At 63.3% G+C, this 25,018-nt stretch carries 18 protein-coding genes and 2 pseudogenes; 13 read left to right on the forward strand and 7 right to left on the reverse strand.

The annotated features are described in order from the left end of the window. The first annotated feature begins 73 nt into the window (after window positions 1-73). The 6 genes from NKL04_RS05145 (at window position 74) to NKL04_RS05170 (ending at window position 6,273) form a co-directional block, all read left to right on the forward strand. A complete protein-coding gene (locus NKL04_RS05145) occupies window positions 74-760 on the forward strand; it encodes a hypothetical protein (protein WP_023700324.1) in 687 nt (228 codons plus the stop codon). Between the two features lie 104 nt (window positions 761-864). Then, complete coding sequence (locus NKL04_RS05150; RefSeq protein ID WP_023691017.1) at window positions 865-1,602, forward strand: dienelactone hydrolase family protein; 738 nt, start codon at window positions 865-867, stop codon at window positions 1,600-1,602. Window positions 1,603-1,697: 95 nt separating this feature from the next. Then, a complete protein-coding gene (locus NKL04_RS05155) occupies window positions 1,698-2,876 on the forward strand; it encodes a BaiN/RdsA family NAD(P)/FAD-dependent oxidoreductase (protein ID WP_023700323.1) in 1,179 nt (392 codons plus the stop codon). Between the two features lie 215 nt (window positions 2,877-3,091). Beyond that, a complete protein-coding gene (locus tag NKL04_RS05160; protein ID WP_023696454.1) occupies window positions 3,092-3,652 on the forward strand; it encodes an RNA polymerase sigma factor in 561 nt (186 codons plus the stop codon). Between the two features lie 2 nt (window positions 3,653-3,654). After that, entirely contained in the window at window positions 3,655-5,766 is a 2,112-nt protein-coding gene (locus tag NKL04_RS05165; protein ID WP_023700322.1) for a vWA domain-containing protein, read from the forward strand. Between the two features lie 240 nt (window positions 5,767-6,006). Beyond that, on the forward strand, window positions 6,007-6,273 hold the full coding sequence (locus NKL04_RS05170; protein WP_023700321.1) for a hypothetical protein: 267 nt from the start codon (window positions 6,007-6,009) through the stop codon (window positions 6,271-6,273). Between the two features lie 8 nt (window positions 6,274-6,281). Here the strand turns inward: NKL04_RS05170 and bmt are convergent, their stop codons facing one another. After that, a complete protein-coding gene (bmt, locus tag NKL04_RS05175; RefSeq protein ID WP_023681769.1) occupies window positions 6,282-7,304 on the reverse strand; it encodes a betaine--homocysteine S-methyltransferase in 1,023 nt (340 codons plus the stop codon). Between the two features lie 115 nt (window positions 7,305-7,419). Further along, on the reverse strand, window positions 7,420-8,277 hold the full coding sequence (locus NKL04_RS05180; protein WP_023681768.1) for a helix-turn-helix domain-containing protein: 858 nt from the start codon (window positions 8,275-8,277) through the stop codon (window positions 7,420-7,422). A gap of 223 nt (window positions 8,278-8,500) precedes the next feature. On the opposite strand from NKL04_RS05180, the gene NKL04_RS05185 reads away from it, so the two are divergent. Together NKL04_RS05185 and NKL04_RS05190 are read left to right on the forward strand one after the other, a co-directional pair. Then, complete coding sequence (locus tag NKL04_RS05185; RefSeq protein WP_031197693.1) at window positions 8,501-9,511, forward strand: fatty acid desaturase; 1,011 nt, start codon at window positions 8,501-8,503, stop codon at window positions 9,509-9,511. A 91-nt stretch (window positions 9,512-9,602) separates the two neighbouring features. Beyond that, window positions 9,603-10,430, forward strand: a complete 828-nt coding sequence (locus NKL04_RS05190) for a phosphate/phosphite/phosphonate ABC transporter substrate-binding protein (RefSeq protein ID WP_023688126.1) — start codon at window positions 9,603-9,605, stop codon at window positions 10,428-10,430. Here the strand turns inward: NKL04_RS05190 and NKL04_RS05195 are convergent. The 5 genes from NKL04_RS05195 to NKL04_RS05215 form a co-directional block, all read right to left on the reverse strand. Then, window positions 10,395-11,702: a M24 family metallopeptidase gene (locus NKL04_RS05195; RefSeq protein WP_023700320.1), complete on the reverse strand. Its 1,308-nt coding sequence runs from the start codon at window positions 11,700-11,702 to the stop codon at window positions 10,395-10,397. The two genes, NKL04_RS05190 and NKL04_RS05195, sit on opposite strands and share 36 nt — an antisense overlap. A gap of 55 nt (window positions 11,703-11,757) precedes the next feature. After that, window positions 11,758-13,326 (reverse strand): ArnT family glycosyltransferase, encoded by a 1,569-nt coding sequence (locus NKL04_RS05200; RefSeq protein ID WP_023700319.1) that lies wholly within the window; start codon window positions 13,324-13,326, stop codon window positions 11,758-11,760. Window positions 13,327-13,370: 44 nt separating this feature from the next. Then, a complete protein-coding gene (locus NKL04_RS05205) occupies window positions 13,371-15,941 on the reverse strand; it encodes a GcvT family protein (RefSeq protein ID WP_023700318.1) in 2,571 nt (856 codons plus the stop codon). Further along, the gene (locus NKL04_RS05210) at window positions 15,938-16,360 is read right to left on the reverse strand and encodes an endonuclease domain-containing protein (protein ID WP_023700317.1); all 423 of its coding nucleotides are present in this window, start codon (window positions 16,358-16,360) and stop codon (window positions 15,938-15,940) included. Before NKL04_RS05210 ends, NKL04_RS05205 begins: the two co-directional genes overlap by 4 nt. A gap of 224 nt (window positions 16,361-16,584) precedes the next feature. Continuing rightward, a complete protein-coding gene (locus NKL04_RS05215) occupies window positions 16,585-18,162 on the reverse strand; it encodes a trimethylamine methyltransferase family protein (protein ID WP_023700316.1) in 1,578 nt (525 codons plus the stop codon). 271 nt (window positions 18,163-18,433) lie between these two features. Here NKL04_RS05215 and NKL04_RS05220 point away from each other — a divergent pair. From NKL04_RS05220 to NKL04_RS05240, 5 genes and pseudogenes are all read left to right on the forward strand, one after another. Continuing rightward, window positions 18,434-19,626 (forward strand): annotated as a pseudogene (locus NKL04_RS05220) (MFS transporter). A 107-nt stretch (window positions 19,627-19,733) separates the two neighbouring features. Next, a pseudogene (locus NKL04_RS05225) lies at window positions 19,734-20,893 on the forward strand (MFS transporter). 110 nt (window positions 20,894-21,003) lie between these two features. Further along, window positions 21,004-23,061: a prolyl oligopeptidase family serine peptidase gene (locus NKL04_RS05230; RefSeq protein ID WP_156951431.1), complete on the forward strand. Its 2,058-nt coding sequence runs from the start codon at window positions 21,004-21,006 to the stop codon at window positions 23,059-23,061. A gap of 32 nt (window positions 23,062-23,093) precedes the next feature. Beyond that, window positions 23,094-23,216, forward strand: coding sequence for a hypothetical protein (locus tag NKL04_RS05235; protein ID WP_023670422.1), 123 nt, complete (start codon window positions 23,094-23,096; stop codon window positions 23,214-23,216). 52 nt (window positions 23,217-23,268) lie between these two features. Further along, window positions 23,269-24,648: an aspartate aminotransferase family protein gene (locus tag NKL04_RS05240; RefSeq protein ID WP_023670423.1), complete on the forward strand. Its 1,380-nt coding sequence runs from the start codon at window positions 23,269-23,271 to the stop codon at window positions 24,646-24,648. The last annotated feature ends 370 nt before the right edge of the window (window positions 24,649-25,018 follow it).

Here is a 25,018-nt window from a genome sequence, read left to right on the forward strand (position 1 = left end):
GCGGGGCTAAAGTCGCCAACATCATCCACAAGGAAGTCTGGCGGAGCGCTTTCTCCGACCCGGACAAGAAGGGATGATTGCGCGGCGCCGGGCTGACGAGATAGCGGCCGCGCTTTCCGCCGACGGCCTCATGCTGCGCGGCGGCTTCAATTTCGCAACAAGCGAAACGCCGCCGCATGGCCCTTCAGTTGCCCCCGCCAAATCCGTGCTGTTGGTGGGGCAGGCGGGAGCGGCACCCTGGCCGCATTTCCTGCGCTGGCGCGACCGGCAACCGCAAACCATTGCTAATCCGCTCGACACATGGTCGCGCGCAGTGATCGGTGCGGTGGCGGAGAAATTCGGCGCGCGCGCCGTTTCGCCTTCGGACAGACCTTATCTGCCGTTCCAGCAATGGGCGATGCGAGCGGAGGGGCTGAGACCGTCGCCGCTGGGCATCCTGATGCATCCGCAGTACGGGCTCTGGCATGCCTATCGCGGCGCGTTGCTGTTCGAGGATGAGATCGCGCTTCCTGAACGTCGCGAAGCGATTCACCTTTGCGACGCCTGTGTTGCAAAACCTTGCCTGAAATCCTGTCCGGTTGACGCCTATTCCGCGGATGGTTTCGCTCATCAGGCTTGCCTGGCGCATGTGCGGGGATCGAAGGGCGAACCATGCCGCGGCGGCGGCTGCCTCGACCGCAACGCCTGTCCGTATGGCACGGCCCATCGCTATCCGCCTGAGGTTCAGGCCTTTCACATGACGGCGTTTGCCGGCCTGTAGCCGGGTCGAAAGCCCGCACAAAGTGTTGAACGGGATTGTCAGGGAACGGCTTGCCCTGACGGTGCCTGCTTATATGTATCGCACGACATTTAACGGAGCGGGCCATGGCGAAGCAGGACATTGAGATCAAGACCGGGGACGGCGTGGCGAAAGCCGGGCTGTTCCGCTCGGCGACCGCTTCCTCGTCCAGGGCCGGCATCATTCTCTATATGGACGCTTTCGGTCCGCGACCGGCGCTCGACGCAATGGCGGAACGGCTGGCAGGCGAGGGCTATGCCGTGCTGGTGCCGGATCTTTTCTATCGCAAAGCACCCTACGGGCCGTTCGAGCCCAAGACCGCTTTCGTCGTCGAGGAGACCAAGGTCGCGCTGACGGCGTTGGTCCACGGCACGACACAGGACATGACCATCCGCGACAGCAGGGCGTTCCTCGACACGCTTACCGCTGAAGGTGTCACCGGACCGGTCGGTGTCGTCGGTTACTGCATGGGCGGGGCGCGGGCTTTGAATGCGGCTGCAACCTATCCCGATCGCATCGTGGCGGCGGCGAGCTTCCATGGCGGCAATCTGGCCAGCGATGCCGCCGACAGCCCGCACCGCAAGGCCGCAATGATCAAGGCGCGCGTCTATGTCGGGACATCGGGCGTCGACCGCAGCTTTCCGCCGGAGCAGTCGGCGCGGCTGGTCGAGGCGCTGCGCGTGGCGGAGGTCGACCACGCCATCGAAAACTATGCCGGCATGGCGCATGGCTGGTGCGTGTCGGACCACAGCGTCTTCAACGCGGCCGGCGCCGAACGTCATTGGAAGCGACTGACGACGCTGTTCGCCGAGACGCTGATCTAACGAGGCGTTGCCTGAAGTCGCAACGAACGGGTAGAGACTGCACGATTGGCGCGGCCTGTTAAAACAGCGCCAGTCGAGCGGGAACGAACAGCCTGATGCAATCCTATGATGTCGTGGTGATCGGCGCCGGTGCGGCCGGAATGATGTGCGCCATCGAGGCGGGCAAGCGCGGCCGCTCGGTCCTGGTGCTCGATCACGCGGCAAAGCCCGGCGAGAAGATCCGCATCTCCGGCGGTGGCCGCTGCAATTTCACCAACATCCACACCAGCCCGAAGAATTTCATCTCCGGCAATCCGCATTTCTGCATTTCGGCGCTCAGCCGCTACACGCAAGGCGACTTCATCGCGCTCGTCGAACGCCATGGCATTGCCTATCACGAGAAGACGCTGGGACAGCTGTTTTGCGACGGCTCGGCGCGCCAGGTCATCGACATGCTGGTTTCCGACATGCAGGATTGGGGTGTGGAACTGGCGTTGTCGACCGAGGTGAGGAACGTCAGCAAGACCGCGGACGGGTTTGTGCTGACGCTCTCCGCTGGCAGCGTCGCTTGCAGCTCGTTAGTCGTGGCTTGCGGGGGCAAGTCGATCCCCAAAATGGGCGCGTCCGGTTTCGGCTACGAGCTTGCGGCGCAATTCGGCCTTGCGGTGGTGGAAACACGGCCGGCGCTGGTGCCGCTTACCTTCGACGCAAGAACGCTGGAGCGGCTGGCGCCTTTGGCCGGCAATGCCGTCGATGCCGAAGTCGCCTGCGGCAAGACGCGGTTTTCAGAAGCGATGCTGTTTACGCATCGCGGCTTGAGCGGGCCTTCCATCCTGCAAATATCGTCCTATTGGCGCGAGGGCGACGAGATCCGCATCGCCATGCTGCCGGGGAGGGATGTGGCGGAACTGCTTCGCGCCGCCCGGCGCGTCAACGGCAGGCAAGCGGTGCAGACGGTGCTTGCAAACCATTTGCCGAAGCGCCTTGCGCAAGCAGTCGCCGAGCGCAGTGGGATCGATGGCAATCTCGCTGATTTGACAGACCTGCAAATGAAAACCGTCGAAGCCGCCGTCAACGACTGGCGCATCAAGCCGGCCGGCTCCGAGGGTTACCGCACGGCGGAAGTGACGCTTGGCGGTGTCGATACCAACGGGCTCGATCAGAAGACGATGCAGGCGAAATCCGTGCCGGGGCTGTTTTTCATCGGCGAAGTCGTCGATGTCACGGGCTGGCTGGGCGGCTATAATTTTCAGTGGGCTTGGTCGTCCGGCTGGGCCTCGGGCCAGGTGTGCTGATATTCAGGTGAGGCCGGCCTGCAAACGACGGCTTTCAGTGCTTCCGGTGCTCGCGTACCAAAAGTACGCTCCACTCCGGTTCTCGAAATCCATCGTTTTCGGCTCGGCCTCACCTGAATCTCAGCGCACCTGTTGCGCGTGCATCCGTCGCCTCGGAAAAAAATCTTTCCATAACCCCAAGGATTGGCCATTAGCCTTCGTCCAACAGGCAAATGATGGCGATGATGCTGGATGAAAGCGAAGCCTCCGACGCCGAATTGATCGGGCGGGCGAAGGGCGGAGACAGGGGTGCCTTCGGCAAATTGCTGGAGCGGCACTACGACTTCGTCTATCGCGCCGCCTATCGCTGGTGCGGAAAGAAGGCCGATGCCGAAGACATCGCCCAGGAGGTCTGTGTCCGTCTCGGCAAGGCGATCCGCGACTACCGCGGCGGCGGCGCGTTTACGACATGGCTCTATTCCGTGACGCTGAACGCGGCGCGCGACATGATGCGCAAGACGACGCGCGAAAACGTCAAGACCGAGGCTTTCGGCGCCTACAGCATGATATCGGGAGAGGCATCCGCCGAGCCCGAAGATCCGACTGAGGCGCTCTGGGCAGCGGTGCGGCAATTGCCGGACAAGCAGCGCGATGCAGTACTTCTGGTCTATGGCGAAGGTTTGAGCCATGCGGCCGCCGCCGAGGCGATGGCAATCTCGGAGACGACGGTTTCCTGGCACATCCATGAAGCGAAGAAACGGCTGAAGACGTTGATGCGTTCAGCCGGGGAAGTGTGACCATGGTCGACGACAACGAACTCAACAGGCTGCGCGACGCAGCAGTACCGGCGCCGGGCGAGAGCGCGAAGACACGCGCCTTCGAAGCCGCCATGCGCGCCTATGATCAGGAAAATATTTCTGCCGTCACCCAAGGATCGGTCGGCGGGCTTCGTCTCACAGAGCGAGCACAAAAGCTCTGGAGCGAGATCATGCAAAAGAAACTCATCGCCACGCCAGCCATTGCCGGGCTCGTCGCCCTGCCGATCGCCGGATACGCCACCTTCCACATCCTGAGGGAACAGCCGTTGCCGTTCGGTAGCGACGAGAAGATCACTGAGACGCTGGCCGACAAGCCGGCAACCAATGGGCCGGCGATCAACGCGCCGGTAAAAGAAAAGCAGGCGCCTGAAGGCGACAAGAAGGCCGACGCCGATGTGCGAAGCCGCGACACCACTACGACGCTTACGCCGCCCGCGCCGCCGAAGCCCGAATCGACCGTTGCTGTCGCCCCTGCGCAGCAGGATGCGCTGGGGCGCGGCGTGTTGGCCGAGCCTGCGCCAGTTGGGAGCCGCGAGTTTTCGCTTGACGGCACCGCTGCTCCGGCCGGCGGCGCGCGGGTCGACCGCATGGCCGGCGCGACCGAGTCCAAGTACCTGGCGCAGCCTTCGACGATGCCGGCCGACCAGATAGCGCCGCAGGAGCCAAACCGCGACCGCGTCGAGGATTTCAAGACCAATCCGGTGCATGCAGCCCTTCAGGATCCGGTCTCGACCTTCTCGATCGACGTCGACACCGCTTCCTATTCCTTCGTCCGCGGCTCGCTGAAGCAGGGCTACCTGCCGCAGGCCGACACGGTGCGCGTCGAGGAGATGGTCAATTACTTCCCCTATGACTGGAAGGGTCCGGACTCGGCTTCGACGCCGTTCAACTCGACCGTAAGCGTCATGCCGACGCCGTGGAACGGGCACACCAAGCTGATGCACGTCGCCATCAAGGGCTTCGACATCAAGCCGGTCGAGCAGCCGAAGGCCAATCTGGTGTTCCTGATCGACGTCTCGGGTTCGATGGATGAGCCGGACAAGCTGCCGCTGCTCAAGTCGGCTTTCCGGCTGCTGGTCAGCAAGCTCAAGGCGGACGACACCATCTCGATCGTCACCTATGCCGGTGACGCCGGCACCGTGCTGATGCCGACCAAGGTCACCGAGAAGGACAAGATCCTCAACGCTATCGACAATCTGCAGCCGGGCGGCTCGACGGCCGGCGAGGCGGGTATCAAGGAAGCCTACAAGCTTGCCCAGCAGTCCTTCGTCAAGGACGGCATCAACCGTGTGATGCTGGCCACGGACGGCGACTTCAATGTCGGCCAGACCGATGACGACGATCTGAAGCGACTGATCGAGCAGGAGCGCAAGACCGGCGTCTTCCTGTCGGTGTTCGGCTTTGGACGCGGCAATCTGAACGACCAGATGATGCAGACCATCGCCCAGAACGGCAACGGCACCGCCGCCTATATCGACACGCTGGCCGAGGCCGAGAAGGTTCTGGTCGAGGATGCTTCCTCGACGCTGTTCACCATCGCCAAGGACGTCAAGGTCCAGGTCGAGTTCAATCCGGACAAGGTCTCGGAGTACCGGCTGATCGGCTATGAAACCCGCGCCTTGAACCGCGAGGACTTCAACAATGATCGCGTCGATGCCGGCGATATCGGCTCCGGTCATTCGGTGACCGCCATCTACGAGATCACGCCGAAGGGCAGTGGCGGCGAGCAGATGGATCCGCTGCGCTACGGCCAGGCGACGGTCAACAATGGCGGTGTCGCCAATGCCGACGAATATGCCTTCGTGAAAATCCGCTACAAGCTGCCGAACGAAGACGTCTCGAAGCTGATCACCACGCCGGTGACGTCGGCCAACGAGGTCGCGTCCTTCGACCAGGCCAGCACCGACCAGCGTTTCTCCATCGCTGTCGCCGCCTTCGGCCAGAAGCTGCGCGACGAGGATGCGACCGCGAAGTTCGGCTACGACAAGATCATGGAGATTGCCACCGCCGCCCGAGGAGCCGACCCGTTTGGGTACAGGTCCGAGTTCCTTTCGCTTGTGCGCCTTGCCTCGGCGCTCGGCGGTAACCGGTAGTGGCAATACAGCCGGTTCCTTTCAGACGGGGGTCGTTCTGATACGGGGAACCGGCTACGGGCGGGTGAGGCAGGCCGGCGGGGGAAACCCTGCCGGCCTTTTTTCGGATCGATTGATCCGAAGCGCACAGATGATCCGCCTGATCGTTAAATTGCGCGGCTTTTCCGGAACGTCATCGCAATGCCCTGCTATTATTGCATGGGGTCGGGACTGGGCTTGGGGAGCCGGGAATTGCAGATCATGAACATTGGAAACACGACGCCGGCGGTGAGACACACGCAGGCGTCGGGAACGCTGTCGCCAGAATCCAGGCGCATCATGGATGACGTCGACGCAGCCCGGAATACCGCAAAGTCGGCGCTGACCAATGACCGCTTTCGCGTCATGCTGGAGCAGATCGGCAATCCGCAGTCGTCGGGTGACCTGGTGACGATGAATGAAAGGGCCGACAGCACCGCCCTGGATTTCACGACGGCGCTATCGCGTTACGCTGAAAACAGCGAATAAGTTCGATATCAGGCCCGGCTGCGGCGGCGTTCGCGGCGGGCTTCGCTGGTCTCGGCGGTGTTTTCCGTCGCCACCTTGTTGCGCATCGGACCGATGCGCTCGATGATCCCCGCGACGGTCGGGCGTTCGGATTTGGTGTGCGCGTCGAGCGCCTTGCGCATGGCGGCAAGGTGCTGGAACGAGGTGCCGCAGCAGCCGCCGATGATCTTCGCGCCGCCATCCACCGCCAGCCGGACATAGTCGGCCATCAGCTCCGGCGTGCCGGAATAATGGATCTCGGTGCCACGAAATTCGGGAATGCCGCAATTGCCCTTGACGATCACCGTCGCTTCCGGCTTCGCCTCGGTCATGTCGAGCAGCGAGGCCAGGATGTCGGAGGCGCCGACACCGCAATTGGCGCCGACACCGAGCGGCGTCTCTGAAAGTCCGTCGGCGACGCCGTGGATATCCCTGGGCAGCAGGCCCATCATGGTGCGGCCGGCAGTGTCGAAGGAGCCGGTATAGGTGTAGGGCAGGCCGACGCGGATAGCGGCTTGCGCCGCGGCGCGGATCTCGTCCGGCGCCGACATGGTCTCGATCCAGGCGACTTCGGCGCCGCCTTCCTTCAAGCCTTCGATCTGTTCGGCGAAGGCCTCGACCGCCTCGTCATAGGTCATGGCGCCGAGCGGCACCAGCAACTCGCCGGTCGGCCCGACCGAGCCGGCGACGATGACTTTCCTGCCGGCCTTGTCGGCGACCGCCCGGGCAATCTCTGCGGCGCGCTTGTTCAGCGCATGCACGCGGTCCTGCGCATGGTGCAGCTTCAGCCGGTGGCGCGTGCCGCCGAACGAGTTGGTGAGAATGATATCGGCGCCAGCGTCAACGAAATTCTGGTGCAGGCTGGTGATGGTATCGGGCGCTGTCTCGTTCAGCAACTCCGGCGCTTCGCCGGCCTCCAGACCCATGGCGAACAGATTGGTGCCGGTGGCGCCATCGGCGAGCAGCACGCCCTTTTCGGCCAGCAGAGCATCGATGGGATTGTTCGCGGTCATCGGATCGACTTTCAGATATTTGAATGGAATAAGGATATAAAGAAGTCTTTATGTCCAGTCAATGTGTTTGCGACCTGCAATTGCCGCGCGGCGCACCTTTCCGGGGCGTTGGGGATCAGGCAGAACCCGATGGAAATGACGCGCCGGCCAGATTGCGCGCGTAGGCGGCGGCCTCATGCGGGTTGATGTCGGCGGCCCGGATCAGATTGTCGAAATGCTGGGTCAGCGCTTGGACCGGCTGGGTGGCGTTCAGCACGACATACATGTCGCCGACATAGATGGCGGCGCGATAAGGGCCGAAGATGGTCAGCGGGATGGAATAGCGCATGCGGCCGTCATAGAGGAACAGGCGGAAGGTGGGGTAGAGATCGTCAAGCAGCGTCGCCATATGGGCAAGCTGCTGCCGGCGGTCAGCCTCGGGAAAGCGGTCCCAGACGCCCAGGCCGCGGGCAAAGATCTCAAGCGTATGGCGCGGCATGCAGACCTCCATGTCGGTCTCAGGGCGCCGGTTGTACTCGATGCGGTACTGCGTCTCGCTGGCCTGCGCCAGACGGCTGCGGTTGGTGATGTTGGCTTCGTAGTCGACCAGCTGGCGTGTGCGCAGGAGATCGGGAATGCCGGCCGGCACATAGCGGATCTTGGTGCCTGCGGCCTCGGCGAACCATTTGGCGAGCAGCGTGCGGTCGAAGCCGTCGGGCGCCTCTTCGATCTCCAGGCTTTCGCGGATTTCGCCGGTGACGCCTTCATCCTGGGAGAGGCCGAGCAGCCAGTCCAGCGAGATCTTGAATTCGGCGGCGATGTTGAGCAGCGTTTCGGCACGTGGCAGGCGCGTCGAGGCGCCGGACATCAGTTGCGACAGCGCCGACCGGTCGATGCCGACTGCTGACGCGAAAGCTGACTGGTTGAGATCGGACCGTGTCAGGAGCAGCTTCAGGCGCTCCCGGAAGATTGCCGAAAGGTCCCGTTTGTCCACTGTTCGTTCTCCGCACTCTCTTAGGAAAAATTTGCGCCCGAGCCGTCGAATCAGCACTTCCAGCGTAAATGAATCCGTAGGGTTGTTTACAATGCATAACATCTGCGGTCAAAAATGCGCAATCGCAACATTTTGTACACTTTGTCTCGTTGAGCGGAATCGCTTCTCCTGACACTATGCTGTCAGGAACAATTCCGGCGACTGAGGGACAGTGGTCGATAGCATGACAGGCAAGCGCATCAAGCGACGCGACGCAGCGGCCATCGAGTGGCCGACCGTGGTCCTCGCTTTCTTCTGTTACGGAATGTGGCTCGCTGCCGGGCTCCTGCTCTGGCCCTCTTATCCGACCCCGGCACTTCTTCTCCTCGGCTTCATCCTGGCCTTGCAGTCGTCGATCATGCACGAAGTGCTGCATGGCCATCCGACGCGCAGCGCGCTCATCAACGAAGCCTTCGTCTTCCTGCCGATCGGCCTGGTATGGCCGTTCCGTCGCTTCAAGACGCTCCATTTGCGCCACCACGCCGACGAGCGCCTGACCGATCCGCTCGACGATCCAGAGAGCTATTACCAGGCGTTGTGGATGCATGACGATCTGCCGCCGACGATGAAATTCCTGCTCAAGATCAACAACACCATGGCCGGCCGTTTCTTTCTCGGCCCCTGGCTGTCCTGCATCGGTTTCTTCGTCGACGACGCCAGGCATGTGATTGCCGGCGACAAGGTGATCGGCAAGGCATGGCTGCTGCATGCGATCGGCCTCGCCATCGTGGTGCCGATCGTGCAGTTCGGCTTCGGCATTCCGGTATGGCTCTACATTCTGGTGCCGGTCTGGCTCGGCCAGTCGCTGATCGCGGTCCGGACTTTCGCCGAACATCAGTGGTCCGAGCACCCTGAAGGACGCACGGTGATCATCGAGCGCTCGCCGCTGTCGTTCCTGTTCCTCAACAACAATCTGCACTTCGTTCACCACAAGACCCCGACCGTTGCCTGGTACAGGCTGCCAAAACTGTTTGCCGACCGCCGCGACGAGTGGCTGCGGATGAACAATGGCTACGCCTATCCGAACTATTTCGCACTGATCAAAGCCTACGCCTTCAAGGCCAAGGAGCCGATCGTGCACCCGGTGCTGCGCCGCCAGCCCGAGCCGGGCAGGGCGTTCAAGCCGCGCATCAGGGCGCGCAGCATCAGCGGGCTTGGCAGCGCGCCGGTTCCGGCCGAGCCGCCGAAGGAATAATCCCCGGACTTCCCGAACCCGTGTCGGCCAATTCTGATTGGACGCCGCGTTTTTGCGATCCTTTCCCGAGCCATGATGATTGAGTGTCGGCATGAGTGATTTGGTTGCGGCATTGCCGATGTATGACTGGCCCGAAGTGCGCGGCGAGGTCGACGCGCAATGGGCAGCGTTGCGTGATGCTTTTCGGCACAAGGGCGTCGATGGGCCGCAGACAATCGTGCGCCGCAATGGCGACCTGCCGCCGGTGCCGGGCGGTATCCACGACGCCGAGGGCAGACTGATCGCGCCCGATCCGGCGACACTGCCGCCGGACGAACTCGACCATCACCAGCTTTGGCTGCATCCGGCGCTGCTGTTCGCGCAGACCTGCTGGGGGCCGATGGAACTCGGCCTGAGCAAGCATGTGCAGGTGGTCGGCCAGCCGAGCTACGACGCTTACGAGGGCGGCGAAGGCGAACTCTATTCGAGCGCGCTGGTGATGCGGACGGGCGAGGGACCGGAGGTTAGCTCGCCCGCGGATGGCAAAGCCTCGCTGCCGCTCGATCTGATGCGCGGCAAGCGTTTTACCTACAACAGCCTCGATTCGATGTCGGGCATCATTGCACTGGCGCGCGACCTGCAGGCCGCCGGCGAAAGCCTGGATATCTTTTCCTCGCGCAGCGAAAGCGGTGGCCATCGCGGCTCGATCGTCGCGGTCGCCGAGGGCAAGGCGGATATAGCTGCCATCGACTGTGAGAGCTGGGCGCTGGCGCAGCGTTTCGAACCTGCGGCAAACGCCGTGAAGGTCGTCGGCTGGACGGCAAGGCGCAAAGGCCTGCCCTACATCACCGCCAGGACGACGCCGGAAAAGACGCTCAAGGCTCTGCGCGAGGCGCTTGCCGGATCAGCCGAGCAGCCTCGCATCCAGCTTGTAGGTTGAAAGCTGCTCGTTACCGGTCGCGGTGATCAGGATCTGTTCCTCGATCTTGACGCCCTCATGGCCGCCGAGACGGCCGATATAGCTTTCCACGCACAGCACCATTCCCGGCTCCAGCGCGCCGTCGGGCGTGTCCGGCGTCCAGTCGCTTGCATGCGGCAGGGTCGGGTACTCGTCGGCCAGGCCGACGCCGTGATAGAGCACGCCGTAGCGTGTCGGGAAGCAATCTCCCGGCGGCACCACGGAGCGTTCGACCAGGTCGCGAAAGGATATGCCGGGCTGCATCAATTGCGTGTTGTGGGCGATCTGGTCGGCGGCGATGCGGAACAGGTCGCGCTGCTCGTTCGACGGCCTGGCGTCACCGCAAAGCCAGGTGCGGGAGAGATCGGCGCAGAAGCCGTAGGGACCGATCAGGTCGGTGTCGAAGGCGACGAGGTCGCCTTCCTCGATCACACGCGATGAGCATTCCTGGAACCACGGATTGGTGCGCGGCCCCGAGGCAAGCAGCCGGGTTTCGATCCATTCGCCGCCGCGAGCAATGTTGCCGCGGTGGAGTTCGGCCCACAATTCGTTTTCGGAAATGCCCGGCGTCAGCGCCTTCTCCATTTCACCCATCGCCGCTTCGCAAGCGACGATTGCGCGGCGCATGGCGAGGATCTCGTCCGGCGATTTGATCAGCCGCGCATTTTCCATCACCGCTTCGCCATTGCCGATCGAGATGCCGAGCCGGGCGAGTTCCTCGACGCCTTCCGGGTTGATGTGGTCGACCGCAATGCGGCTGTTGCCGCCGCCATGCTCCTTGACCAGATCGGCGATGCCGGCCGCCCAGCGGCGGACTTTGTGCTCGGTCAGCTCACCGCCATAGAGGTACATCCACGACACTGCCGGCCGCACCTCGTCGACGACGCCGGAATGGTCGGACAGATGCTCGCAGGAGAAATAGTCGAACAGCACCACGGGTCCCTCAGTGGCGATGAAGCAGTGGCGGGTCGGATTGTGCGCGACCCACAGCTGCATGTTGGTCGAATCGGTGGCGTAGCGGATGTTGACGGGGTCGTAGAGCAGCGCGCCGGCGTAGTTTCGGCGCTTCAGTTCGGCTCGGATGCGCTCGAGCCGGTATTGGCGCATAGCGGCAAAATCGGGCGCGGCGATGCCTGCCGCTTGCCATTCGGTTTCAGCCAGCGCGCCATAGCCCAGCACATGCTGGTTCAGCGACGCCGCTTTCTGGCGCGAGGCGTCGCGCAAGGCTTCGACGGAGCCCGGCTCGAACGGCATGATCTTGCGGTGACGGCCGAACCCTTGTTTCTCCACCCGACGCCTCCCTGCCGACTTACTGTGGCGCTGCGCCCGCGGCCGCTTTCTTCAGCCGCGTGACCGTCAGCGTGCGGGTGGGCGGCTCGCTGTCGAACAGCATCGGGACGACCAACTGCTGCGGCGAGCCGTCAGCGACATAGCCGGCCTCGCTCAAGGCCCGCAGGATGCCCTCGGGAGGTTCCTTGTCATTGGCCATCACGAGCACCGCCGGCTCGATCAGCAAATGGCCGAAGTCCGGCATCTCGTCGTCGAGCACGACCAGATCGGGATCGACAAGACGCAGATTTCCCACCCAGTGCCAGCTCGATATCGCCGTGCGAACCGGACCGTTTGCCGTCAGCTGGCCATAGAGCGACTGGTAGTCGACACGCACGATGCTGCCGCGGCTGTCGCCGCCATTGAGGTGCGTGTACCAGGTCACCGGCAGCACGAGGATGGCAAGCGTTGCGCCGACAAAGACGACGACGTCCTGCACCTTCCTTCCCTTGTCGCCTCTGGCATCCATCCGCAAGGCCAGCGCGACCGGCAGCAACACAAGAATGGGAAGCATCCAGCGATCGCGAAATTGCGTCGTCCCGCTCGCCAGGACGAGCACGATGGTCATCGCCAGGGCAAAAGCGATGGTGCGCCACACCAGTTTCTCGGTCCATGGCGCCGGTTGCAGAGCCGGCGCCGGCTTTTTCCATGCGATGAGCAAAGCCGCGACGAATATGCCGGCCGGCAACACGGCGAAATACAGGATAGCCTTGCCCAGTCCGCGCATTCCGTAGAATGCGGTTTGTATGGCGCTTTCTCCTCTGCCCATGCCGAAGCCGCCGCTGTGCGACAGCAGCTGGTCGGTGTAGGTCAGGTTCCAGTAGAGCGTCGGCAGGCAAAGCAGCACCGCCACGACAAGGCTGATCGAAAACCGGCGGTTGAGGATGACGCCGCGCGTTTCGCGCAGCGACAGGGTGGACAGGATCAGCGCGCCGAGAAAGATCGCGTTGTTGTATTTCGACAGGATGGCGGCGGCCATCGCCACGCCAAACAGCACATAGGTGGCCAGGGAACGCCGCTGCACCAGTTCGACGAGCGCAAGAAACAGCACCACTGAAAAACAGAAAGCGGCGATCGAGTGGGTGAGGGCGTGCTGCATCTCCCACACCATCTGCGGAAACAACAGCAGGCCGAACAATGCGGCGGCGCCAGCGCGGCTGGAATAGCCCAGGCGGCGGACAGCGATGAAAACCGACGCCAGCGCCGCTCCGATCAGTAGGTACTTCACGATCTTGAGCGCGAGGATGTTCGTTCCGACCACGGCGGCGACGAGGCGGGCGAGCCAGGTGTAGAGCGGCGGCTGCGAGCCGCCATAGCCAGCCCAGAGGTAGCGCATGTACATCAGCTGTTCGGAATCGTCGACGCCGACACCGGTTCCCACGACACGGGACAGCAGCGCCATCACCACGATCTGGACGACGCAATAGACCGCGACGCAGACCAGTGCGGCGTTGAAGGGACCGACCTTGCCTTCGCCGAGCCAGTCCGTCCATTTCTCTAGATACTGCAAGGGGATCGTCTTCTCATCGAGGGAAATGCCTGCGGCCAACTGCCGAAGGCCCCTTACACGATCTCACGCTCCCTGTCGCCTTTTCAGGTCCGCATCTTCTCGCCGCTGGGGTCGAAGGGCGCCTCGACATTGATACGCGCCGGACGCCGGTGGCCGAGGATCTCGATCTCGAACAGTCCGGCACTTTCGTCCTCGGCGAGTGCCGCCGGCACATAGCCCTGCGCCATCGATTTCTGCACATAGTGCGCATAACCGCCCGAGGTGACCCAGCCGACCACGCGCCAGTCGCCGTCGACGATGCCGCGCACGGCGGAAGCGCCTTCGGCAGCCTTCGAGCCACGCACTTCCTTGCCCGCCATGTCGAAGCGCGGCGCGCCATAGCCATGCGGCTTTTCCACCGTGCCATAGTCCTTGCCGACCTTGGCCCAGATCGGCTCGTCGCCCATGACATCGGCGTCGGCCGCATCGATGATGAAGGAGACACGGCGCAGTTTCGGTCCTTCCGCCTGTTCCTTGGCGGCGGCCTCGCGGCCGATGAAGTCGTTCTTCTCCAGCTTGATGAAGCGGTCCATCCCGCCTTCGAACGGGCCGTAGATCGGCCGCAACTCGCGGTACCAGGTCGGGAAGTTCTTCTCCAGGCGCATGGAGAGCAAAGCGCGCATGCCGAAATCGACGAGGCCGAACTCCTCGCCGGCGTCCTTGATCGCCTTGTAGACCAGGCGCTCATAGGCCGGCGCCATCCAGATTTCATAGCCGAGATCACCGGTATAGGTGATGCGGTTGACCATGCAGGGCGCGCCCCCGACCGCCATTTCGCGGAAATCCATGAAGCGAAACGCCTTGGTCGAGATGTCGACATCGACCAGCTTCTGCAAGAGATCGCGCGATTTCGGCCCGGCGATCGACAGGCCGACGAGCGTCTGATCGAAGCGGTGGATGCGCACCGAACCATCCTTCGGCAGGTGCTTTTCGAACCAGCGCATGTGGTACTTCTGCGCGGCGGACGAACCCCAGATCATAAATCTGTCTTCGCCTGCCTTGGCGATGGTGAAGTCGCCGATCAGCTTGCCGAACTCGTTGATCATCGGCGTCAGCACGATGCGGCCGATCTTCGGCATGCGGTTGGTCATCAGCCGGTTGAGGAAATCCTCAGCCGCAGGTCCCGACACTTCGTATTTGGCGAAGTTGGCGATTTCGGTGACGCCGACGCGTTCGCGTGTGGCGCGCACTTCCTCGCCGATAGGACCGAAATCGTTGGAGCGGTGGAAGGAGACGACGTCCTTCGGCTCCTTGCCTTTCTGCGCGAACCACAGCGGGGTCTCCAGGCCCCAGCTATCGCCCATGACGGCGTTGTTGGCGAGCATGGTGTCGTAGAGCGGGGTGGTTTGTGCAGGGCGCGCAGCCGGCAGCTCTTCATTGGGGAAGCGGATGGAGAAGCGGCGCGAATAGTTTTCGCGCACCTTGGCGTTGGTGTAGCGCAGGCCGGCCCACTCGCCGAAGCGGGCGACATCCATGCCCCAGACGTCGAAGCCGGGATCGCCATGCACCATCCAGTTGGACAGCGCGAGGCCGACGCCGCCGCCCTGGCTGAAGCCGGCCATGACGGCGCAGGCGCACCAGAAATTGGTCAGGCCCTGCACCGGCCCGACCAGCGGATTGCCGTCGAGCGCGAAGGTGAAGGGGCCGTTGATGATCTGCTTGATGCCGGCTTTCTCGATGCCGGGGAAATGCTTGAAGCCGATCTCCAGCGACGGCGCGATGCGGTCGAGGTCCGGCGGCAGCAGTTCATGGCCGAAATCCCACGGCGTGTTGACCGGCGACCATGGCTTGCAGGCCTTTTCATAGGTGCCGAGCAGGATGCCGTTGCGCTCTTGTCGGGTGTAGATCTCGCCCTTGAAGTCGAGCACGCCGATCATCTCGCGGCCGGTCGATTTGTTGAATTCCTCGACCTCGGGCATCGGCTCGGTGAGCAGGTACATGTGCTCCATGGCCAGCACCGGCAGTTCGACGCCGACCATGCGGCCGATCTCGCGCGCCCACAGGCCGCCGCAGTTGACGACATGCTCGGCGTGGACGGTGCCCTGTTCGGTGACGACGTTCCAGGTGCCGTCAACTTCCTGCGTCAAGTCGACGACGCGGTTGCGCAGCACGATCTCGGCGCCCAGCTTCTTGGCCGCCTTCGAGTAGGCGATCGTCGTGCCGGAGGGATCGAGATGGCCTTCGACCGGATCCCACATGGCGCCGACGAAATTGGTCTCGTCCATCAGCGGGAACATCGCCTTGGCTTCGGAGGGCGTGATCAGCTCGGTGTCCATGCCGAGATAGCGGCCCTTGGCGTGGGCCAGGCGCAGAAAATCCATGCGCTCGGGCGTATCGGCCATCATCACGCCGCCGGTCAGATGCAGCGAGCAGGACTGGCCGGAGATTTCCTCGATCTCCTTGTAGAGCTGCACCGTATAGGCCTGCAGCTTGGCGACGTTTGGATCGCCGTTCAGCGTGTGGAAGCCGCCGGCTGCGTGCCAGGACGAGCCGGAGGTGAGCTCGGACCGCTCGATCAGCATGATGTCGGTCCAGCCGGCCTTGGCCAGGTGATAGAGCACCGAGCAGCCAACGACGCCGCCGCCAATGACAACCGCTTTTACATGAGATTTCATGAGAGATAGGTCCGTTTTTTAAGAGATTGAATCGAATGGGCGGGGCGTGAAAACAAAGCGGAATCGGCCGCAGCGACGTTCTCGGCCAACCTGCCATCAAGCGCGGCAAGGATGGTCTCGCAGACGGAAATGCGATGGTTCAGGACGTCATGGTTCCAAACACGCAGGATCGAATAGCCTTGGGCGCGCATGAAATCGTCACGGCGACGGTCATAGGAGCTGTCGGCGTGTTGATGGCCGTCGATTTCCACGACAAGCCATTTTTCGCGACAGGCGAAGTCTGCAAAGAAGGGTCCGATGGAAAACTGGCGGGTGAAGCGATAGCCCCCTAGCTTGTGCGCCTCCAATTCAAGCCACAGCAATGCTTCCGCCTGGTGGCCGCCTTGCCTCAGCGTTCGCGCGCGTTGAGTGGTGCCCATCTTGCGGCGACTGCGGGTTTCATGAGCGCCGTCCCCCACTCCGTCGCCGCTTCGCGGCCCTTCCTCTCCCCCCTCCGGAGGGAGAGGAAGGGAGCCAGCCCGCATAACTTCGCGCCTTTCCTCTCCCCCGTCGGTCGGGGGAGAGGTGTCGAGCGCAGCTCGACGGAGTGGGGGTCGACTGTTCATCAGATCCATACGAATGATCAGTTCATCAACAACATTGATCAAAAATCGGTCGGCGCGCCGCCTTCGGACGTGCGCTTTTCGACGAAGTCGTTGAGCTCTTCGCGAATTGCCGGGTCCATATAGGGTTCCTCGTAGGATGCCAGCCGCTCCTTCCAGACCTTGTTGGCCTTTTCCAGCGCGGTCGGCGATCCGGCTTCGGCCCAGGTTTCGAAATTGCGCCAGTCGGAGAGGATGGGCGAGTAGAAGGCTGTCTTGTAGCGGTCCTGCGTGTGCTGGGTGCCGAAGAAATGGCCGCCGGGGCCGACCGACTGGATGGCGTCGAAGCCGAGCGCTTCGTCGGACAGGTCGAGCGGGGTGAGGAACTCGGCCACCATCTGCAACAGGTCGATGTCCAGGATGGTCTTCTCGTAGGAACAGCGCAGGCCGCCTTCGAGCCAGCCGGCGCCGTGCATCATCAGATTGCCGCCGCCCTGGATGGCGCCCCACAGCGAGAACACGCTTTCATAGGCTGCCTGCGCGTCGACCGTGTTGGCGGCGCAGGTATTGGAGGTGCGGTAGGGGATCTTGTAACGGCGGGCAAGCTGGCCGCCGACAAGCTGCGCCTTCATATATTCAGGCGTGCCGAAGGCCGGCGAGCCTGACTTCATGTCGACATTCGAGGTGAAGCCGCCATAGCCAACCGGCGCGCCCTTTCTCACCATCTGGGCGAAGGCGATGCCGGACAGCGCCTCGGCGTTTTGCTGCACCAGCGCACCGGCGATGGTCACCGGCGCCATCGCGCCGGACAGGGTGAAGGGCGTGATGACGACGACCTGACCCTTGCTCGACATCTGGATGATGCCTTCCATCATCGGCACATCCAGTTTCAGCGGCGAATTGGTGTTGATGATGGTGAAGACGGACGGCTCTTCGAGCATCTGCTCATGGCTGATGCCGCGGGCGATCCTGGCGATCTCGATGCCGTCGACATTGCGCTCCTTGCCGAGCGAATAGATGTGGAACACCTTGTCGGTCAGCGTGGCGAGGTCGCGGATGCATTCGAGGTGGCGCACCGACGGGTGGATGTCGGTCGGCTCGACCGGATAGCCGCCGGTGCAGTTCAGGATGTTGTGCATCTGCGCCAGGCGCAGGAAGTTGCGGTAGTCCTGCTGGTTGCCCGGACGGCGGCCGCGATCGAGGTCGGAGCAGTTCGGTGCCGACGCCATCATCGACAGGATCACATTGTTGCCGCCGAAGCGCACATTGTGCGCCGGGTTGCGGGCATGGAGCGTGAATTCCGACGGGCAGTTGGAGATGAGATCGAGGATCATGTCGCTGTCGAAGCGCACGCGCTCGCTGCCCTCGCGGACATCAGCGCCATTTTCCTTCATGATGCGGCGCGCTTCGTCATGCAGCACGTCGACGCCTATTTCCCTCAAGACGCGCAGCGAGGCGAGGTGGATCGATTCCAGCTCGTCGTCAGAGACCAGCTTGGTCGGCGTTAGCGGATTTCTCAGTTGCCGAAAAGCCGGCTGTTCGAAGGCGGCCGAGCCGCCGGCGCGCTTGCCCGCACGGCCACCGCGACGGGCCCGGTCGGTTGCCAAAGGCGGTTCGGCTGGATGCAGGGCGGCGGTCATGATGGTCCTCGTACGATGCTGGTAGCGGGCGGCATAATGGACCGGCGGCTGTCCGGCCATTGCGGAGGCGGCGACCACTAGGACGAGGGAAGCGACATGCCCGAACGGCAGTCCGATAGCTGACAACCTTGCCGGGGATTGGCGGACAGGACGCGCCCACTGCGGCTCTTGGCGCAAGGGGATTTCAGGCGCGGCCCTTCCTTTCCCTAAATCGAACCGCTAGCTCAGTGGTTTGCCGCTGGATGGGCCGGCAATTCATGTGGAAGGCATCATGGCTGCGACCGGTTCGAGCGATGGCGAAGCGGGGACGCAATGGGCAGCGCTTGCCGGCGTAACTGCCGCCCTCGCGATGTTCGGTGCGGCGCAAGGGCTGAGCTCGCCGCTGTTTACGCTGCTGATGCAGAAGCAAGGCATGTCGCCGGCGCTGATCGGCTTGTCGGCAGCGATGATGCCGCTTGGTCTGATCCTTTCGGCCTCGTTCGTGCCGGCAGCCGTTCGGCTGGTCGGCGCGCGCAACCTGGCTGTGGGTTGCTCATTGATTGGGGCGCTGTGCTTCCTCGGCATCGGCTACCTGCAGGACTGGGTGGGCTGGTTCGTCATCCGCTTCATCATCGGTATCGTCATCAACCCGCTCTATATACTGGGCGAAGTATGGGCGCTGTCGCTGGCGCCGCCGTCGCGCCGCGGCAGGGTGATGGGGGCATTCAACACCGTGCTGGGCGCTGGCTATGCTGCGGGGCCTTTGGTCCTGACCGCGGTTGGGATATCGGGCTGGGTTCCTTTCCTGGTCGGCATGGCCGGCTTCATCCTGTGCGCCGCGATCCTTCGTGCTGTTTCGTCAAGCCTCGCCGGCTTCGAGGATGACGGCCAATTGCCCGGCGGCTTTTTCGGTTTCGCCAGGCTGGCGCCGGCGCTGTTGTTTGCCGTGCTGGTTTCGGCGGCGGTCCAGCAGGGCACCTACGCTTTGATGCCGGTCTTCGGTGCCGCCTATGGCCTGCCCGAGAGGACGCTGGCGGCCCTGGTGATGGCACTGTCGCTGGGAAACATCTTCCTGCAAATCCCGCTCGGCCTGCTGGCCGAGCGTTTCGGCGGGCGGGCGATGGTCATCTTCTGTGCGTTGGCGACAACGACCTGCGCGGTTTTGCTGCCGTTGCTGATCACGACGCCGGCGATCTGGCTCGTCCTTCTCGTCATGGGCGCTGTCGGCTACGGCGTCTACACCATGGCGCTGGTGGAGCTCGGCAGCCGCTTCAGGGGAACCGTGCTGGTCGCCGGCAACGCCGCCTCGCATTGATGTGGGGCGCCGGCGGCATTGTCGGCCCGCCTGGCGCCGGTGCCTTGATGCAGATCATCGGTCCGCTGGGTCTGCCGGTGGCCATCGCCGGACTCCACGCGCTGCTGGTGAGCTTCGCGCTTTACCGATCGTTCAAGCGCCAAACTCCTGACAGGCCCAAAAACTCCTGACAGGCCCAAACTCATGACAGGCCTTGTCTGGAGCAAACGGTTTTTCCCGGGGCGGGGCTTACCCGCGTCGGACAGAAAAGCTAGTCCTGAGCCTGGTTTAGGTGCAAATGATGAACCTGGCGGAAGCTGACAACGAGAAGATGCAGTGGGCGGCGATCAGCGGCGTGATCGCGACCGTCTCGGTGTTCGCCATCGCGCAAGGCCTGTCCTATCCGCTGCTGAGCTTCATCCTGCAACGCCAAGGCGTTTCGCCGGCCATCATCGGGCTCTCGGCGGCAATGACGCCGATCGGCTTCATTGTCTCGTCGCCGCTGATCCCGGCACTGGCGCGCCGGTTCGGGGCAGGGCGCACCGCGCTTACCTGCGCGGCGTTTTCGGCTATTGTGCTTGCGCTGATCGGCTGGACGCAGAATGTCTATCTGTGGTTTCCGCTGCGCTTCTTGATCGGGGTGGTGACCAATCCGCTCTATGTCTTGAGCGAAATCTGGGTCATTGCACTGCGCCGCCATCGCGCCGCGGTCGCGTCATGGGTGTCTATTCAACCATCATCTCGGCCGGCTTCGCTGCCGGGCCGCTCTGCCTGCTCGCTGTCGGCACCGTGGGATGGCCGCCATTCCTGGTGGGGATCGCCGCCTTCATCTTCTGCGGCGCCTGCCTGGCGCTGGTGCTGCCGCGACTGCCGAAGGTCGACGAAGCCGGGCACAGGGTTTCGGTCATGGGCTTCATGCCCCTGGCATGGCTACTGCTGTCGGCGGTGGTCGTTGCCGCCGGTTTCGAACAGGGCGTGCTGGCGCTGCTGCCGGTCTACGGCACGCACCATGGCATCGCGGAAGCGCGCATGTCGGCGCTGCTGTCGGTGATGATCGCAGGCAACATCGCCATGCAGGTGCCGCTCGGCTTGCTGGCGGAACGGCTGACGGCGCGGCTGGTGCGATTCATCTGCGTCGTGGTGACGGTGCTGGGCTGCGCCCTGTTGCCGCTGCTCATCGAGACGCCGCTGATCTGGCCTTGCGTCTTTATCTGGGGCGCGGTCTCCTATGGCATCTACACCATGTCGATCATCGAGCTCGGCGAGCGCTTTACCGGCTCGGCGCTGGTCGCCGGCAATGCCGCCTTCTCCCTGATGTGGGGCATCGGCGGCATCGTGGTGCCGCCGCTGGCGGGTGGCGTCATGGATGTGATCGGCGCCTCCGGCCTGCCGATCACGCTGGGCACGATTTGTCTGGCACTGGCTGTGGCCACGGTCCTGCGCCGGCGGATGGTTTGAGGCCGCATTCCCCCGATGACCTGACGTCACCATCTTGAATAAAACCGCTTGCAACGCGATGTAGGCAGGGCTGCCCGCCACTAGCCTGGAGACCATGCGTGACCCAATCGATGACAAAACGCCAGACGGATGCCACCGCGGAGGACAAGTTCCTCTGGCTGGAGGACCGGACCAGCAAGGAATCGCTCGACTGGGTGCATCGCCAGAACGAGATCACCGTGGCCGAACTACAGGGCGATCCGTCCTACCAGGCGGCCTTCGAGACGGCGCTCGACCTGATGACGGCCGAGGACAACATTGCGGCCGGTGCCGCGCTCAACGGCCAAGTCTATAATTTCTGGCAGGACAAGACCAATGTGCTCGGCCTCTGGCGCCGCACGACGGTTGCTTCCTACAAGACCGAGAAGCCTGTGTGGGAGACGATCATCGACTTCGACGTGCTGTCGGCCAAGGAGGGGGTGAAGTGGGTGTTCAGCGGCGCCAGCCGCCTTTACCCCGATTTCAACCTTTGCCTGGTGGCGATGTCGCCGGATGGCGGCGATGCCAGCGAGATGCGCGAATTCGACATCGAGACCAAATCATTCATCGAGGGCGGCTTCCGCGCTCCCGCCTCGAAATCCGGCTTTTCCTGGCTGGACAAGGACACGGTCATTGTCTCGGCTGCCTTCAATGAAGACGACAAGACCCAGTCCGGTTATCCGCGCGTCGTCAAGCTGTGGAAGCGCGGCACCCGGTTGGAGGAGGCGACGCCGATCTTCGAGGCCGAGAAGCAGGATCTCGCGGCCGGCGCGGGGGTCGAGCATGATGGCGACAGGCAGTATTTGTTTCTGGCCCGCACGATCGCCTTCTTCTCCTCGCACAGTTTTCTGCGCCTGCCGTCGGGCGAAAACCGGCGCATCCCGCTGCCGGACGATGTCACCGACACCGCGCTGTTCAAGGGCCGGTTCGTGTTCGGGGTGCGCAGCCCATGGACGGCGCCGGGCGGCACTGAGTGCTTGCCGGACGGCCTCTATTCCTTCGATTTCGAACACTGGATGGACACCGGCGACCTGGGCCCTGTTGAAACCATGCTCGCGCCAGCGCACCGTGTTTCGGTCGCCGGCATTGCCCGCACTCAGGACCGGCTGTTCATCAATCTGATGGACAATGTGCGCGGCAAGGTCGTTGTCGCCGAGCGCAGCGGCGACCGCTGGTCGCTGAAGCCGGTGGCGCTGCCCGAGAACGGCAATGTCGGCATCGCGCATGCTGAGCATTTCGGTTCCAGCGTCTCCTTCTCCTTCACCGATTTCCTGACGCCGAGTTCGATCATCTGGTCGGATGATAACGGGGCGACGCTGGCCACCGTGAAATCGCAGCCGGCTCGGTTCGACGCCGCGCCGCTGGTCTCCGAACAGTTCGACGCGCGCTCGAAGGACGGCACAATGGTCCCGTATTTCGTCGTCAGGCGGCGCGACCAGAAGGGTCCGGTGCCGACGCTGCTCTACGGCTATGGCGGCTTCGAAATACCGCTGCTGCCCGGCTATGCCGGCGTGCGCGGCAGGCTGTGGCTGGAAAAGGGCAACGCCTATGTGCAGGCCTGCGTCCGCGGTGGCGGCGAGTTCGGGCCGGCCTGGCATCAGGCCGCGCTGAAGGGCAATCGCCAGACTGCCTTCGACGATTTCGCCGCGGTGGCTGAGGACGTCGTCAGGCGCGGCATAGCCACGGCTGCTTCCCTCGGCATCCAGGGCGGCTCGAATGGCGGCCTGCTTACCGGCGTTTCCCTGACGCAGCATCCCGAACTGTTCGGCGCCGTCATCATCGAGGTGCCGCTGCTCGACATGCTGCGCTACACCGAACTGCCGCCAGGCGCCTCGTGGATCGGCGAATATGGCGATCCGGCAAAACCGGAAGAAGCCAAGTGGCTCGCCGCCTATTCGCCGTACCATCATGTCTCGGCCGATGCCGACTATCCCCCGGTGCTGCTCACGACATCGACCGCCGACGACCGCGTCCATCCCGGCCATGCCCGCAAGATGGCCGCGAAGCTGCAGGAAGCAGGTCACGGCAAGACGTTGTTCTTCGAGGAGACGGAAGGCGGCCATGGCGGGCGCGGCGACCGCCGGCCGCAAGCGGCGCAAACCGCCATGAAATACGTGTTCCTGCAAAGGGTATTGAGCGGCACCGCTTGAATTCCGGGCCTCGGGCGGCATAGACTGCCGCCATGGTCTACATGAGCACATCCGGCGCCTTCGGGGTCGCGGTGACACCGTCGCCGCGCACGCTGCGCGCCGAACTGCTCAGGCTGTGCGCCCGCATCGGCTATTCGCCGCCCGCCGTCCTCTGACGAAGTCGCCCCGGCAGCTTGCCGGTTTGATTCCAGAGGAAAGAGCAAACCCATGACTTACCAGAACTATTCGCTGAAGCAGCTTCAGCAGATTGACGCCGCGCATCATCTGCATCCCTTCACCGACCACAAGGAATTGCGCGAGACCGGCTCGCGCATCATCACCCACGCCAACGGCCCGTTCATCTACGATGCCGACGGCACCGAAATACTCGACGGCATGGCCGGGCTGTGGTGCGTCAATGTCGGCTATGGCCGCGACGAGCTGGCGGACGCCGCTTACGCGCAGATGAAGGAATTGCCCTACTACAATTCCTTCTTCAAATGCTCGACGCCGACGCCCGTGCTGCTGTCGAAGAAGCTGGCCGAGCTGGCGCCCAAGGGCATCAGCCAGGTTTTCTACGGCTCCTCCGGCTCGGAGGCCAACGACACGGCGCTGCGGCTCGTGCGCCACTATTGGGTGCTGGAAGGCAAGCCGGAGAAGAACCGCATCATCTCGCGCAAGTCGGCCTATCACGGCTCGACCGTCGCCGGGACGTCGCTGGGCGGCATGGATTTGATGCACAAGCAGCTCGGCGGGGCGGTTCCCAACATCGTCCATGTCATGATGCCCTATGCTTATGAGTTGGCGCTGCCCGGCGAAAGCGACCATGATTTCGGCCTGCGCGCGGCCAAGGCCGTCGAGGACGCCATCCTCGAAGCCGGTGCCGACAAGGTGGCGGCCTTCATCGGCGAGCCGGTGATGGGCGCGGGCGGGGTGAAAATACCGCCGATGAGCTATTGGCCGGAAGTGCAGCGCATCTGCCGCAAATACGATGTGCTTTTGATGCTGGACGAGGTCATCACCGGCTATGGCCGCACCGGCGAATGGTTTGCGGCGCAGACCTTCGGCGTCGAGGCTGACACCATCACCACGGCCAAGGCACTGACCTCGGGCTATCAGCCGCTGTCGGCGCTGCTGGTCGGCGACCGTATCGCGGCGACGCTGGTCGAAAAGGGCGGCGAATTCTACCACGGCTATACCTATTCGGGTCACCCGGTGGCCTGCGCGGTGGCGCTGAAGAATCTCGAGATCATGGAGCGCGAAGGCTTGGTCGACAGGGTCAGGAACGACACCGGACCTTACTTCGCCCAGGCGCTGCAAGAGCGCATTGCCGGCCACGAACTGGTCGGCGAGGTGCGATCGATCGGGCTGATGGGCGCGATCGAGATCGTCAAGGACAAGGCGACCAAGGAGCGCTTCCTGCCGGCGGGCAGTGCCGCCGTCACCGTCCGCGACCACGCCATCGCGCAAGGCCTTATGCTGCGCGCCACCGGCGACACGATGATCCTGTCGCCGCCGCTGATCTGGACCCGCGCGACGATCGACATGGCTTGCGATCGCATCGCCAAAGCGCTGGATCTGGCGCAAGCGGATTTGCGCAAGAAGTAGATGGAACGAGCGCCGGGCGCCTTGCAAACAGGGCGCCCGGACTGTGCGCCTGCTTATCGTCAGGGTCGACGGGGTCAGCGCACCGATCGTGCTGGTCAATAAAGGCCATGAGGCAATTCCGAACGCTGCAACCGGAATAATAATTCAGACCGAGCAGTATAGTACTGCAAAACGCAAAAACCGCGCTCCATAGGAACGCGGCTTTGCCAGATACGCATGGCATTTCGCCAACAATACACTTGCGAAACTTACGGGCTCCGGTACGCGAGACCTGATCCGGAGCGCCGGGCGGATGCGATATGTCCGCCTCGCCATCCGTTATATAGGCACATCGTTACCGCCGGGTTATCGAGAGCTTAAGCAAATCTAA

The sequence above is a fragment of the Mesorhizobium sp. C264A genome, from assembly GCF_040324515.1.
Taxonomy (GTDB): Bacteria; Pseudomonadota; Alphaproteobacteria; order Rhizobiales; family Rhizobiaceae; genus Mesorhizobium.